Consider the following 14,850-nt stretch of genomic DNA (forward strand, 5'->3'; position numbering starts at 1 on the left):
TCTTACCGACTAGCTAAATAAGCCGTGCAAAAACCACTGTTTATCTGGCGTTCTAAATATCCAGAGCCACCGACCGTTTTCGCTGTGAGCAATAAAGTAGTCACGAATGACCTTCTCTCCGTCCCACCAGCCAGACACAATGCGCTCTGGGCCTTGAGATAAGGTGACGCTTTCGGTTAAGGCTTCGGGCTCTGGCAGTAAAATACTGGGCCTGAGCCGCTGTTGAACGACGCTAAGAGCTATGGTTTGTTGCTCGCTCTCTGGGGGCGTTTGCCTTTTTGCCACAGATTTACTCAGTGTTGGGAGCGAATACTGATTGGCCTTTTCTGGCCTTGGGTCGTGCTGTATTTTCGGTGTTTTAATACAGGCCTGCCCAAGCTTTGCTTGCAGTAATGAGAGCAAATCTAACGCGGCAAGTGTTCCGGTATTACCATCAAAAAGATCATAGTAGGCCATTTGGGGTTCTCCATGACGAACCAAGCTGAGGGTCAGTCCTTGAACCGGTGCGGTGAGCTTGAGTGACTCTAAGGTGAGATGAGTAAGGTTCGCCCATTTTTCAGCAAGGTAATCACCTTGTGCCGAATAAAAAGAGACAGGGTGATCGTCTTTATCTCTTAGGTGTAAAGTCAGAGTTAACTCGAAAGCCACTCGATCGCGTAGCTTCAAAAAACATTCGAGTTGATTCAGTAATTTCAGCAACGGCTTTTCGATAAATAGGATGTTTTCAATATCAAACAATAGCTCCAAATATTGCTGGAAATTCTCTGGTGGATGATAGAAATCAATCGGGTGCTTGAACTGGCCGTTAAGGCGACCGACATAATTCACCAAGTCGATATCAAAGCGGCGTGCGACCTCTTGCAAAGGCAGCTTTAATAAGTCTTCAACGGTATTGATACCGACACGGTTCAGGCGTTCCACTTGCTTGGTCGGTAGCTCACTGGAAATTAATGCTTGTTGATTGACCCAAGTTTTCATCTGCTCAATATTGTTTGTTGCTTGGTTGATCGCTTGCTTACCCAAAAGGATCGCAGAAAGCGGCGAATAACCCGTAGCGAAGCTGAACTGGATATTGAGCGTTTCTAAGTGGCTTTTGAGCTCATGCCAGTAGTTATCTAGCCCGTCGTAAAGTGACAGCATGTTAGAGGCTTTAATCAACAAACCATTAGGTGGCAATAACGCCATGTCGGAAGTGACCAGATACGCCCATTGAGCGATCTCTTTAAGCTTACTTTTCTCCAGTTCAATACTGTAAGGGTGGACGTGTAAGTTGTGGCACAAAGCTGCTGCAGACCCTAAGCCCATACCAAGCGAAATTCCCGATTGCAGCGCAGCTGGGTTTGCTTGCAGTACATGGTGATCTTTTTCATCCACGATGATAATAGGTTGTTCGCGTGAGTCTTCGCTCGAACCCAATTCATTAGAGTTAAACAAGGTATCCAACTGCAGAGATGGAAAGTGCAGATAAAGCCACAACATACGTTAGCCTTGCTTCGCAATAGGAAAAGCCAGCACAGTGTTACCAGACAAAGCGCGGTCTGAATTGTCTTCATAAACGACTTTCTCTGTGAGTAACGGCCAGTAGTGTGTCATGTCTAGAATAAAGCTGCCATACGACCAGCTGCCTTTTCTCTTAGTCACTTCAACCTTTAATCCCTGCGCGTGAGAAGAGAGTTTCATGCTTAAGGAAACGGGCAGGGATAATTGATTATGGCTGGTGGCTTTAAAGTGAAACTGCAGGCACTTACCGGTTTCACTGGCTGCTTGTAGGCGCTTTGTTTGGTGTATTTCTAGATCGGCTCCCCATAGCAATACAGAGTGACAAGCGCCGCTTTTGAGGCACTGCTCAGCTGCCCACAACGCATCGAGATCGCGTTGAGGCTGGATAACGAGAATGTTTTCTAATTCAATGCCTTGGCTGTTAAAAAACTCAGCACAGATCTTCCCTGGCGGGTTAATGAATATGGCCAGTTTTTGCGAGTTTTGTTGAGATAAATAGGGCGTCAGTAGGCGAAGCTCGCCGATCCCTTGTTGTGATTCAACTTCAATAACGCCGTGCGTCGGGAAGCCGCCATCAAGCTGTTTATCCAGTTGAGGATAGCCTGTTGAAGTGGTACTTCCTTGCGTTGTTGATTGTAACCCTTTCCAGATTAGCTGGCGGTCTTGTAAGTTTTTTATTAGTTCATGCATAATTAAATACCTGTATATCTATACAGTATATTTAACAATGAAAAAGATGCAAAGAGAAATGATGAAAATTAGCGGCAGTAAGTATTAGATGGTTGATTTAGATACAAAAAAAGTCGCTATGGAAGCGACTTTTTACTGTTGGTTAATGATATCAGTTACTTAGGTTGAGCATCGATACATTGGCCATTAATATCTGTCACGCTTGGGTTCATTAAATGTAGGTACAGTGGGATGATGTCGAGTGGCGTTTTTAGCTTATTCGCATCTTCTCCTGGGTACGCTTTTGCACGCATGCGTGTTTGAGTGCCGCCCGGGTTGATTGCGTTAACACGGATGTTCGTGTCTTCAAGCTCGTCCGCTAAGATTTGCATCATACCTTCGGTAGCAAACTTAGAAATCGCGTAAGTGCCCCAGAATGCGCGGCCAGAGTGACCAACCGTTGAAGAGGTAAATACGATGCGACCCGCTTCTGCTTTTTTAAGTGCAGGTAGCAGAGCTTGAGTCATCAAGAACTCAGATTTCACATTGATCTGCATAACATCATCAAAGGTTTCTTCATCAATCTGCTCAAACGGGCTTAGAGTGCCAAGAACGCCAGCATTATGCAGTAGACCGTCTAAACGACCGAACTGTGATTCAATGGTTTCAGCCATATCAACGTAGTTCTGCTTTGTCGCACCTTTTAAATCCAATGGGATAATCGCAGGTTGTGGGTAACCAGCGCTTTCGATTTCATCGTAAATGAATTCAAGGTTTTTAACATTGCGGCCTAACAGAATGACAGTTGCACCATGTTGAGCGAAGCTTAGTGCTGCTTGGCGACCAATGCCAGCACCGGCACCTGTAACCAAAATTACTTTATCTTTGAGGGCATCTGTAGAGATTGGGTAATCCACTGTGCTTATCCTTCTTTCTTTTATTATGTTCGTCATTCCATTGATGTTTAATCACACAGATAACCGCAGGAATGATGAGAAATTCTTGGTAATCGTGACAAGATGGTTACAATACACTAATTCATACAATAGGGGATATGACATTGGAATTTTTGTTGGACTACGGCTTGTTTTTAGCCAAGATTGCGACCGTTGTAATCGCCATCATCGCAATTTTAGTGATTGCTAAATCTGTGGGTGGGAAATCAAGCGCGATTAAAGGTGAGCTGGAAATCACGAACCTATCTGAACATCATAAACAGACGATTGAACAACTAGAGCACCATCTACATGATGATGCTTTCATCAAAGCCCGTGATAAAGCAGAAAAGAAAGCGGAAAAAGAGAAAGTAAAATCACGCGGTAAAGAAGTGAAGAAAGCAGCGAAAGAGGGTGAGCTTGATAGTAAGCGTGAACCACATCTATTCGTTCTTGATTTTAACGGCAGCATTGATGCGAAAGAAGTGGCTTCATTACGTGAAGAGGTAACGGCGGTTCTGGCTGTGGCTCGTGAAGGTGATGAAGTATTGCTGAAACTTGAGTCTGGCGGTGGCATGGTTCACGGCTATGGTTTAGCGTCTTCTCAACTTGATCGTATCAAAGCGGCAGGTTTGCCTCTGACTATCTCGGTAGACAAAGTGGCGGCAAGCGGCGGTTACATGATGGCATGTATCGCAGACAAAATTGTATCTGCACCGTTTGCTATTGTTGGCTCTATTGGTGTTATCGCTCAACTGCCAAACTTCAACAAACTACTTAAAAAGCACGATATTGAGTTCGAGCAGCTAACGGCGGGTGAGTACAAACGCACGCTTACTATGTTTGGTGAGAACAGCGATAAAGCACGTGAGAAGTTTAAAGAAGAGCTAGAAGAAACACATGGCCTATTCAAAGACTTCATCCGTGACCATCGTCCTGCGTTAGATCTTGAAAAAGTAGCAACGGGTGAACACTGGTTTGGTACACAAGCACATGAACTTGGACTGGTGGATGAGATCCGTACTTCTGATGACTTAGTTGTTGAAGCATGCAAAGACAAGACGGTTCTAGCGATTCACTATGTACAGAAGAAAAAGCTGTCAGACAAGCTAGCTGGCGTGGCAGGTAAATCTGCAGACAGCGTGCTGATGAAGCTGATTGAACGCGGTCAAAAGCCGATTGTTTAAGCTTATTTAGTTCGAGCCTTCAAAAGAAAGCGCATAAGTCATCAGACTTATGCGCTTTTTTATTGCTCCACTTCCGAGCGGGTGACCACTATGTTGTAGGGGGAGCGGAGTTTTATACCCATAATCTACTTACTATGATGGGTATTAAATCTTGGCTCCATAGTCATTGCGTTTCGGACAAGTCGTCAGGATTTCTCGATGACCCGTGTCTTTGAGCTCTTCCAAAATCACATCAAAGCCCCACAAGCGATAGAGATGCTTCATCACTTCGTCGTAGCCTTTATCAAGCGGGATGCGGTCGTGAGGCACATATTGCAGTGTCATTGAGCGGTCACCACGAACATCGACATTAAACACCTGAATGTTTGGTTCAAGGTTACTTAGGTTGTATTGCGCCGCAAGCTTCTCACGAATCAGGCGATAGCCCGGATCATCATGAATAGCACTCACCTCAATGGTATTTTTACGGTCGTCGTCGAGTACAGAGAACAGCTTAAAGTCTCGAATGATTTTTGGAGAAAGGTATTGGCTGATGAAACTTTCATCTTTGAAGTTGTGCATCGCAAAGTGCACCGCTTCTAACCAATCACTTCCGGCTAACTCAGGGAACCACTCTCTATCTTCATCGGTTGGCTCTTCACAGATGCGTCGGATGTCTCTAAACATCGCAAAGCCAAGCGCATAAGGGTTTATCCCGCTGAAATAAGGACTGTTGTAGGCAGGTTGTGCGACGACACTGGTATGGCTGTGTAGGAATTCTAAGATGAACTTATCACTCACCAAGCCTTCGTCGTAAAGGTGGTTAAGAATGGTGTAATGCCAGAAGGTTGCCCAGCCTTCGTTCATCACTTGAGTTTGTTTTTGAGGGTAGAAGTATTGGCTCACTTTGCGAACGATGCGAACACACTCTCGTTGCCAAGGTTCAAGCAGTGGTGCGTTCTTCTCGATAAAGTAGAGAATGTTTTCTTGAGGCTCGCTAGGAAAGCGGATCTTGGTCTCTTCTTCCTTACTTTTATTTTGAGGAACGGTTCGCCATAGCTCATTCACTTGAGATTGCAGATAAGCTTCGCGTTCTTCTTGTCTTGCTGTCTCTTCTGCAATGGAAATCTTCTCAGGGCGTTTGTATCGGTCTACGCCGTAATTCATCAGTGCGTGACAAGAATCAAGGAGCTGCTCGACTTCAGCAACACCATATTTCTCTTCACAACCACTGATGTACTTCTTAGCAAACAACAAGTAATCGATGATGGAACTGGCATCGGTCCATGTTTGGAACAGGTAGTTGCCTTTAAAGAAAGAGTTGTGGCCATAACAAGCGTGAGCCATTACCAGCGCCTGCATTGTGACCGTGTTCTCTTCCATCAGGTAAGCGATACAAGGATCGGAGTTGATTACGATTTCGTATGCCAAGCCCATTTGGCCATGCTTGTAGTTTTGCTCGGTTTGAATGAATTTCTTACCAAAAGACCAGTGGTTGTAATTGATAGGCATACCAATGCTCGAGTAGGCATCCATCATCTGTTCTGAAGTAATCACTTCAATCTGGTTTGGGTAAGTATCTAAACGGTAATGCTGCGCAACACGTTTGATTTCTACGTGGTATTTCTCCAAGAGGTTGAACGTCCAATCTGGACCATCAGGCAGCATCTTGTCGTTTTTCTTTTTTGCAGCTTTGTTTTTCTCTGCAACGTTTGATTTCGCTGTCATGGCAAACTCCCTTACGCTGTCTCTTTCTGGAACAGTTCTCTAAACACAGGAAAAATATCATCCACCGTTTTAATGTTTTTCATGGCGAAGTTGTCAAAGCTACTCTCGAGTTTTTCGTATTCGTGCCAAAGTGTTTGATGAGAGCGGCGTGTTATTTCGATGTAAGAGTAATATTGGCAAGTTGGCAGAAGCGTATTGACCAGTAACTCTTTACAGCGAGGAGAGTCATCAGCCCAGTTATCGCCATCAGAGGCTTGTGCTGCATAGATGTTCCACTCATTAGCAGGGTAGCGGTCTGCGACAATTTCCTTCATCAGTTTCAGTGCGCTTGAAACAATGGTGCCACCCGTTTCTTGTGAGTAGAAAAACTCATGTTCGTCGACCTCTTTAGCCTGAGTATGGTGACGAATAAACACAACATCGACGTTTTCGTAGGTGCGATTTAAGAACAGATACAGAAGAACATAAAAGCGCTTCGCAATATCTTTTGTGGCCTGATCCATAGAGCCCGATACATCCATTAGACAGAACATCACGGCTTGGCTAGATGGAATAGGGCGCTTCTCGTAGTTTTTAAAACGTAAGTCGAAGGTGTCAATGAACGGCACGCTTTCAATCTTTTTACGTAACTCGGCAATCTCTTCTTTGAGGCGACCTTCCTCAAAAGGTTGTGCCGGCTCCGTCATTTTAACTTGGTCAAGCTGTTCCATCAGTAGGTTAAGCTCGCGCTTTTTACCTGCTGTCATCGCGGTTCTACGAGCCAGAGATTGCTGTAGTGAACGAACGATAGCGATGTTGGATGGAATCCCCGCGCTTTGGTAACCAGAGCGGTGAGTTTTCCATTCGGTGATTTTGTTGACCTGATTTTTCTCTAGATTAGGTAGAGCTAAATCTTCAAAGAGAATATCAAGATACTCATCTTTTGAAATTTGGAAGGTAAATTCATCTTGGCCTTCGCCATCAGGGCTTGCGTCGCCTTGGCCTGAGCCACCACCTTGACCACCACCTTTAGGGCGTTCGATTTTATCGCCAGTGATGAACTGATCATTACCTGGGTGAACGCGCTCTCTTACGCCGCCTTGACCTTGGTGAAAGTTCGGCTCTTTGATGTCTTTATGGGGAATAGTGACGTCTTCACCTGTTTCTGTATTGGTGATTGAGCGTCGGTTAACTGCATCGGCCACAGATTCTTTGATTTGCTCTTTATGGCGTCGTAAGAAACGCTGTCTATTCACAGCACTCTTATTTTTGCCATTGAGCCTCCGATCGATAAATTGTGCCATAAGAACTCCCTCTCAGCTGATGTCGCGATCCTACTTTTTATTCGGGTATAAGAGTTATTGATTTACTAAGGTATAAAAGTTATTGGTTTATACGAGCTGCTCAGTTGAGCAGCTCAATACCGTTTAGTTATGAGGATTTACGAACTCTTAGGTACCACTCAGATAGCAGTCTCACTTGCTTCTCGGTGTAGCCTTTTTCCATCATACGAGCAACGAAGTCGTCATGTTTTTTCTGATCATCCGTTGAGGTCTTAGCATTGAACGAAATAACAGGAAGTAGCTCTTCTGTGTTAGAGAACATTTTCTTCTCAATCACAGTGCGCAGTTTCTCGTAGCTCGTCCACACTGGGTTTTGACCGTTATTGTTGGCTTTGGCACGAAGCACAAAGTTCACAATCTCATTTCGGAAGTCTTTAGGGTTACTGATACCGGCTGTCTTCTCGATTTTCTCTAGTTCACCATTCAGAGAAGCACGGTCAAATAGTTGGCCTGTTTCTGGGTCGCGGTACTCTTGGTCTTGAATCCAGAAATCTGCGTAGGTGACATAGCGGTCGAAGATATTCTGACCGTACTCAGAGTAAGACTCTAGATAAGCGGTTTGAATTTCTTTACCGATGAACTCTACGTAGCGTGGCACTAGGTATCCTTTCAAGAACTCTAGGTACTTCTCGGCGGTCTCTTGAGGGAACTGCTCCCGTTCGATTTGCTGCTCAATAACGTAGAACAGGTGCACTGGGTTCGCGGCCACTTCGGCTTGGTCGAAGTTAAACACACGAGACAGGATCTTAAAGGCGAAACGCGTTGATAGCCCAGACATGCCTTCGTCAACGCCAGCATAATCTCGGTACTCTTGGTAGCTCTTCGCTTTTGGATCGGTGTCTTTTAGAGTCTCACCATCGTAAACACGCATCTTAGAGAATAGAGATGAGTTTTCAGGCTCTTTTAGTCTCGAAAGAATGCTGAATTGCGATAGCAGATCGAGTGTGCTTGGTGAGCAAGGCGCTTGGGATAGCTCACTGTGCTCAAGCAGTTTCTTGTAGATCTTAACTTCTTCAGACACACGCAGACAGTAAGGGACTTTTACAATGTACACACGGTCGAGGAATGCTTCGTTGTTTTTGTTGTTACGGAAGGTCTGCCACTCAGATTCGTTCGAGTGAGCGAGAATCATACCGTCAAATGGCAGTGCAGAAAGCCCTTCGGTACCGTTGAAGTTACCTTCTTGTGTTGCCGTAAGTAGAGGGTGTAATACTTTGATTGGCGCTTTGAACATCTCCACGAATTCCATCACACCTTGGTTGGCTTTACAAAGCGCACCAGAGTAGCTGTAGGCATCAGGATCATCTTGAGAGAAGTGTTCAAGTTTACGAATATCAACTTTACCAACCAGAGACGAGATATCTTGGTTGTTTTCATCACCTGGCTCCGTTTTCGCGATCGCAACTTGATCGAGAATAGAAGGGCGCAGTTTGATGACTTTGAATTTGGAAATATCACCGCCAAAATCGTGCAGACGTTTCGCTGCCCACGGAGACATAATTGAGCGAAGATAGCGTTTCTCAATGCCATATTCATTCTTCAATAAGTCGCCGTCTTCGTTAACGTCGAATAGACAGAATGGGTGATCGTTTACTGGGCTTCGTTCACCGTCAGCAGACAATACATAGATTGGTAGTTTCTGCATCAGGGCTTTGAGTTTTTCAGCGAGAGAAGATTTACCACCGCCCACAGGGCCAAGTAGGTAAAGGATTTGTTTACGTTCTTCTAAACCTTGCGCAGCATGTTTTAAGTAAGAAACAATCTGTTCAATCGCATCTTCCATACCGTAGAAATCTTTAAATTCGCTGTAGCGTGAGATGACACGGTTCGAGAAAATACGACTCAGTTGAGGGTCTTGAGCAGTGTCAATAACCTCTGGTTCGCCAATGGCTAGTAATAAGCGCTCGGCAGCATTAGCGTAAGCACTTTTATCGTCTTTACACAGCCCTAAGAACTCCTGCAATGTCAGCTCTTCTTCCTTGGCTGCTTCATAACGTGATTGATAGTGGTCAAAGATACTCATAGTCACATTCCCCTTGTTAACCAGTCAAAACTGACGAGCGATTGAAAAATAGGCTCTCCCTACATTTTAAGGTTAGACCCGCTTCCACAATTTTGCTTAACAATTATGTATTTATTTACAATTTTGCGTGTGAAAAACGTGGCGAGCGCAATAGGCAACTTGAGGCGCGTAGAATCAAATTATTTTACATTCGAGGGGATCTGGCCGTTTGTTTTGAGATTTTAGGTCGCTTAACAATACTCACAATGGATTTATGTGCATTAGATGTATAACTGGGCTCTATTGATTTTTGGAATGGAGTACCATATAATGCGCGAAGTTATCAAAAATTGCTCAATAAATAGGTAGATGTAGTGAAGAATAATGGGTTCAAAATAGTGGCTATCTGCATGTTACGCCAAATGTTCGAGTAACTGGTGGCGTTCGTTATACCAACCTTGAAGGTGATATAGAGAATAGCCCAATACTTGAAAGTGGTATCAACATGGCCGCGAACGTTGGTGTTGCTTACGTTTTCTAGTTGCTTTGGTTTTTCTCTTTGTGTGCGAACATTAAAAAAAGGGTTACTCATGATGAGTAACCCTTTTTCTTGAAACTTTTTAAAAGTTATCGCTGATCTATTAACGAATTAAGCGCTAAAGATTTGAGATAGCTCTGTCGCACATAGGTGGTACTGACGAGGGCAGTTGCGCCATGTTGTTAGCATGCGACGGTACTTCTCTAGCATTGGCATCTGGCTATTGAAGTGGTGATCGGCTTTGTCGAATTGAGGGTAAAGACCTTCAGAATCAACAAGGAAACGCACGTAGTGTACGATCTGCGCTTCAGAAGCGATATCAAAACCTAAGAACTGCAGGCGACGTTGGTCTACTTCAGCACGCTCTTGTTCTGCAAGCATTTTGTTCGACTCTTGCATTGCATGGTACATCTCCATGATGTCGATAATTTCGCGACATTCTGCTTCAGTCAAACAACCAAACTCTTTGTTAAGTTCACGCATTTGGAGTTCGTAACCACGTTCTACAATCGTTTGTAGACGCTGGTATTTCGCCGAGTTCTCAGGGTTCATTTGAGACATTAGGTAGTATTGATTTGATAGAATTAGACGCTGAGCATTGGTCATTTCCATGGGATGAGCCTCACTAAAAAACTAAATGTTATATTCTTTTGTTGCAGTAAGAGTAACAGCATTCCTACGCGTGGAAACATGATCTCAACACGGATTTAATATGATTTTTTTAATTGATAAACAAAAGTTGTAAAGAAAAGTGAAAGGATAGTTAGCGCTAGAAAAGAAAACGCCCCAATCGAAATTGAGGCGTTTAAAATAGAGGTTGAGCATCGTCTGCAGTATTAGTATTTTACGTTTGAATGATACTGGCTAAGAACAGCAACAATCTCATCCATTTTCTCTTTGCTTGGCGGATTTGTACCTTCAAGAGGGTAGTCAAAACCAAGTGCTTCCCACTTATGTGCACCCAGCTTATGGTATGGAAGCAGCTCTACTTTCTCGATGTTATCCATGTCTTTGATGAATTCACCTAGCAGATGAGCATCTTCAGGCGTGTCCGTGTAGCCAGGGACAATCACATAACGAATCCACGTCTTCTTACCGATTTTGTGTAGGTAGCGCGCAAAATCCAGAGTACGTCTGTTTGATACACCAATGAAATCGTGGTGAATCTCATCTCGCATGTGCTTAAGATCGAGCATCACTAGATCAGAGGCTTCTAGTACTTCGTCAACCACTTCAGTGTGCTTACGAATGTAGCCATTAGTATCAAGACAAGTGTGGATGCCTTCAGCTTGAGCTGCGCGGAAAAAATCACGAACAAACTCAGGTTGTAGCATCGCTTCACCACCAGAACAGGTGATACCACCGCCCGATGCTTTCATGAAATGACGGTATGATTTTGCTTCGTTGATGATCTCTTCGACCGTTACTTCCTTTCCGTCATGAAGATCCCATGTATCACGGTTATGACAGTACATACAACGCATTAAGCAGCCTTGAAGAAACACAATAAAGCGGATACCAGGGCCATCGACAGTACCACAAGATTCGAATGAGTGAATGCGACCAGTTGTAGACATGAGCTATTCTCGTAGAGGAATTTATACCGTTTATTTTATTACAAAAACGGTACATAAAATAGGGTCAAATGGTAACGAGACCTTTAAAAATAAAGGCAACCACCTGTGAAGATGATTGCCTTTATTAAACTTGAAAAGTAAAGGACGAAAGCCCTTACTGGTGGCTAGAAGAAAGCAAACATTGTGATACCGCCAGTGGTGTACACTGACTCTTTCGCTTCTTCGTAATCCGGTGTTTTTGCGGTTAGCGCTAAAGAGGCACCAACGTATCGGTTATACCAAGCGACACCCAATACAGCAGTTGCTTGAATGTTCTCTAAAGTCACATCGTAGATCGCTGGATCTTCGTTGTTTTTATTAGCGTACTCATCAACACCTGAGCGATCGCCTTCGATAGTCAGGTCGTTGAATCGGTAGCGACCTTCGAGGCCTGCATAGGTAAACCAACCAGCGTTTGATGCGCCGATCATGCCCGGTTTGAATGGGTTTTCTGTGGTGATGTTAGCTGCACCAAAGTTACCGCCTAAGTCTGTACCCCAACGAAACATGAAGCCCGTTGAAATGTCACTTCTAAAGTTACCGACGTTGATTTCAGAAACGTTAGAGATTTCGTAGTCAGTATTCGCAAGAGCTTGATTACGCATTAGGTTGAAATGGCTTAGGTAACCAACGCTTCCCGCCCATTCATCATCGACTTGGTATTCCCAACCCATCGGCTCATCCGACTTAGTGATTGAGTGAACCAGCTTTTGAGCATCTTCAGACAGTGCACGTTCGCCCGTAGTACCAAACGTGATATTAAAACGCTGGGCTTGCTGTGGGTTTAAGCTGATGTAATTGAATTCAGTGTGAAGGTAACCTGCGTATGGGCGATCATTAGGCGATGGCGTTTCTAACTCAATGTCAGAAGGCGTATACATCTTGTGGCCAATGGTGATTTCCCACTTGTCTAGAGAGCTTGCGCCCCAGTAGGAAAGACTCAATGGTTTTACCCAGTTATATGGCGTAATACTTGATGATGTGTAACCCAGAAATAAGCCGTTGGTATAGTCTTGGTCGACACCAAAAATACCATCATTATCTAAAGCAAAAGTTAACGTAGAACGCTCAGAGGCTAAAGATGAGAAAGAGAGAAGAATCAGGGGTAAACAACGCAGGTATTTCATGGAGCAGTTACTCTTAAATTATGAACCGCGATATTACCGTAATTTGACAGAATTTGTGGAAAAAAAGTGAATGGCAGGGTGCTTTTTTGCTCAACCTAACATTTCGCGGGATAGGTGAGTGTAGTGCGATTTATTTCAGATATAAAAAAGCCCCGCACATTGGCGAGGCTAATATTATTTACTGTCTATTGAGCGTGAGCTTATAGAGACTCAGTAAATGTACGTGCGATTACGTCAGCTTGTTGCTCTGCAGTTAGAGAGTTAAAGCGAACAGCGTAACCAGATACACGGATTGTTAGCTGAGGGTATTTCTCAGGGTGCTTAACTGCGTCTTCAAGAGTTTCGCGGTTAAGAACGTTAACGTTAAGGTGTTGACCACCTTCAATGCCAGCTTCGTGGTGGAAGTAACCATCCATTAGGCCTGCAAGGTTAGCACGTTGGCTGTCTTGTTCTTTACCTAGTGCGTTTGGCACGATAGAGAACGTGTAAGAGATACCATCTTGTGCGTCAGCAAACGGTAGTTTACCTACAGACGTTAGTGATGCTACAGCACCTTTCTCATCACGACCGTGCATTGGGTTTGCACCAGGAGCGAAAGGAGCGCCAGCACGACGACCGTCTGGAGTGTTACCAGTTTTCTTACCGTATACAACGTTAGACGTGATAGTAAGAACTGACTGTGTAGGGATAGAGTTACGGTAAGTCTTAAGCTTACGGATCTTGTTCATGAACGTAGAAACTAGTTCACAAGCAATATCATCTACACGAGAGTCGTTGTTACCGTATTTAGGGTAATCGCCTTCGATTTCGAAGTCAGTTGCGATGCCATCTTCGTCACGGATTGGTTTAACAGTCGCGAACTTGATTGCAGATAGTGAGTCAGCTGCAACAGATAGACCAGCGATACCACAAGCCATAGTACGACGAACGTCACGGTCATGAAGAGCCATTAGAGACGCTTCGTAGCTGTACTTGTCGTGCATGTAGTGAATGCTGTTTAGTGCAGTCACGTATTGCTTAGCTAACCAGTCCATGAATGTGTCTAGGCGACCCATTACGTCATCGTAGTTAAGAACTTCGTCAGTGATCTTGTCTGAAACAGGACCAACTTGCATCTTAAGTTTCTCGTCCACACCGCCGTTGATTGCGTAAAGCATTGTTTTCGCAAGGTTAGCACGAGCACCGAAGAACTGCATTTGCTTACCAACGATCATTGGAGATACACAACAAGCGATAGCGTAATCATCAGACTCTAGGTCAGGACGCATTAGGTCATCATTTTCGTACTGGATAGAAGAAGTATCGATAGATACCTTCGCACAGAAACGCTTGAAGCCGTCAGGTAGTTGCTCAGACCAAAGAACAGTGATGTTTGGCTCTGGAGAAGGACCCATAGTGTATAGAGAGTTTAGGAAACGGAAGTTCGAACGCGTTACTAGCGTACGACCGTCGATACCCATACCACCCATAGACTCTGTTGCCCAGATTGGGTCGCCAGAGAACAGCTCATCGTACTCAGGAGTACGTAGGAAACGAACCATACGCAGTTTCATTACGAAGTGGTCGATCATTTCTTGTGCTTGTTCTTCAGTGATCTTGCCAGCAGCGATATCACGCTCGATGTAGATGTCTAGGAAAGTCGAAGTACGACCTAGAGACATTGCAGCACCGTTTTGAGATTTAACAGCAGCTAGGTAGCCGAAGTAAGTCCACTGGATAGCTTCTTGAGCTGTTTGAGCTGGCTCAGAGATATCGAAACCGTATTTCTCAGCCATTTGCTTGATTTGACCTAGAGCACGATGTTGCTCAGAGATCTCTTCACGCAATTGCATTGTTGCAGAAAGATCTTCGCCGTTCTCGAAACGCTCTTGTAGAGAAGCGAATTGAGCAGCTTTGTCTTTCATTAGGAAATCAATACCGTAAAGTGCAACACGACGGTAGTCACCAATGATACGACCACGGCCGTAAGCATCAGGAAGACCAGTCAGAACACCAGACTTACGACATTTTAGGATATCAGGAGTGTAGATATCGAAAACGCCAGCATTGTGTGTTTTGCGGTATTCTGAGTAGATTTTTGAAACCATTGGGTCAAGAGTTTCACCGTATGCTTTACAAGAACCTTCAACCATACGTACACCACCGTTAGGGATGATTGCACGTTTTAGTGGCTTCTCAGTTTGTAGACCAACGATAGTCTCAAGATCTTTCTCAATGTAACCTGCATCGTTACATTGAGAAAGATCT

11 protein-coding genes and 1 pseudogene are annotated in these 14,850 nt (G+C 44.3%); 2 read left to right on the forward strand and 10 right to left on the reverse strand.

The annotated features are described in order from the left end of the window. Positions 1-9: 9 nt before the first annotated feature. From AB4623_RS03055 to AB4623_RS03065, 3 genes are all read right to left on the reverse strand, one after another. Positions 10-1,479 carry a DNA polymerase Y family protein gene (locus AB4623_RS03055; RefSeq protein WP_372145738.1) on the reverse strand — a complete coding sequence of 490 codons (1,470 nt, stop codon included), beginning with the start codon at positions 1,477-1,479 and terminating at the stop codon, positions 10-12. Between the two features lie 3 nt (positions 1,480-1,482). Further along, the gene (imuA, locus tag AB4623_RS03060; RefSeq protein WP_017063488.1) at positions 1,483-2,190 is read right to left on the reverse strand and encodes a translesion DNA synthesis-associated protein ImuA; all 708 of its coding nucleotides are present in this window, start codon (positions 2,188-2,190) and stop codon (positions 1,483-1,485) included. 155 nt (positions 2,191-2,345) lie between these two features. Further along, positions 2,346-3,086, reverse strand: coding sequence for a YciK family oxidoreductase (locus tag AB4623_RS03065; protein WP_050621848.1), 741 nt, complete (start codon positions 3,084-3,086; stop codon positions 2,346-2,348). Positions 3,087-3,229: 143 nt separating this feature from the next. Here AB4623_RS03065 and sohB point away from each other — a divergent pair, with 143 nt between their 5' ends. Continuing rightward, the gene (sohB, locus tag AB4623_RS03070; protein ID WP_123309904.1) at positions 3,230-4,291 is read left to right on the forward strand and encodes a protease SohB; all 1,062 of its coding nucleotides are present in this window, start codon (positions 3,230-3,232) and stop codon (positions 4,289-4,291) included. A 144-nt stretch (positions 4,292-4,435) separates the two neighbouring features. Here the strand turns inward: sohB and AB4623_RS03075 are convergent, their stop codons facing one another. From AB4623_RS03075 to AB4623_RS03085, 3 genes are all read right to left on the reverse strand, one after another. After that, a complete protein-coding gene (locus tag AB4623_RS03075) occupies positions 4,436-5,998 on the reverse strand; it encodes a SpoVR family protein (protein WP_017062134.1) in 1,563 nt (520 codons plus the stop codon). An 11-nt stretch (positions 5,999-6,009) separates the two neighbouring features. Then, positions 6,010-7,281 (reverse strand): YeaH/YhbH family protein, encoded by a 1,272-nt coding sequence (locus AB4623_RS03080; RefSeq protein WP_017062133.1) that lies wholly within the window; start codon positions 7,279-7,281, stop codon positions 6,010-6,012. A 127-nt stretch (positions 7,282-7,408) separates the two neighbouring features. Then, a complete protein-coding gene (locus tag AB4623_RS03085; protein ID WP_017062132.1) occupies positions 7,409-9,343 on the reverse strand; it encodes a PrkA family serine protein kinase in 1,935 nt (644 codons plus the stop codon). Positions 9,344-9,722: 379 nt separating this feature from the next. On the opposite strand from AB4623_RS03085, the pseudogene AB4623_RS03090 reads away from it, so the two are divergent. Further along, a pseudogene (locus AB4623_RS03090) lies at positions 9,723-9,863 on the forward strand (MipA/OmpV family protein); the annotation flags it as partial. 108 nt (positions 9,864-9,971) lie between these two features. On the opposite strand, the gene AB4623_RS03095 reads toward AB4623_RS03090, so the two are convergent. The 4 genes from AB4623_RS03095 to pflB all read right to left on the reverse strand — a co-directional run. Further along, entirely contained in the window at positions 9,972-10,472 is a 501-nt protein-coding gene (locus AB4623_RS03095) for a YfbU family protein (RefSeq protein WP_017070032.1), read from the reverse strand. A 224-nt stretch (positions 10,473-10,696) separates the two neighbouring features. Further along, positions 10,697-11,437 (reverse strand): pyruvate formate lyase 1-activating protein, encoded by a 741-nt coding sequence (gene pflA / locus AB4623_RS03100; protein WP_010437353.1) that lies wholly within the window; start codon positions 11,435-11,437, stop codon positions 10,697-10,699. Positions 11,438-11,601: 164 nt separating this feature from the next. Next, on the reverse strand, positions 11,602-12,603 hold the full coding sequence (locus AB4623_RS03105) for a lipid A deacylase LpxR family protein (protein WP_017063491.1): 1,002 nt from the start codon (positions 12,601-12,603) through the stop codon (positions 11,602-11,604). A 200-nt stretch (positions 12,604-12,803) separates the two neighbouring features. Continuing rightward, the coding region (gene pflB, locus AB4623_RS03110; RefSeq protein WP_372145740.1) for a formate C-acetyltransferase at positions 12,804-14,850 on the reverse strand (2,047 nt) is incomplete at its 5' end.

Origin of the sequence: Vibrio sp. 10N.222.52.C12 (assembly GCF_041474215.1) — a bacterium.
GTDB classification, from domain to species: domain Bacteria; phylum Pseudomonadota; class Gammaproteobacteria; order Enterobacterales; family Vibrionaceae; genus Vibrio; species Vibrio crassostreae_C.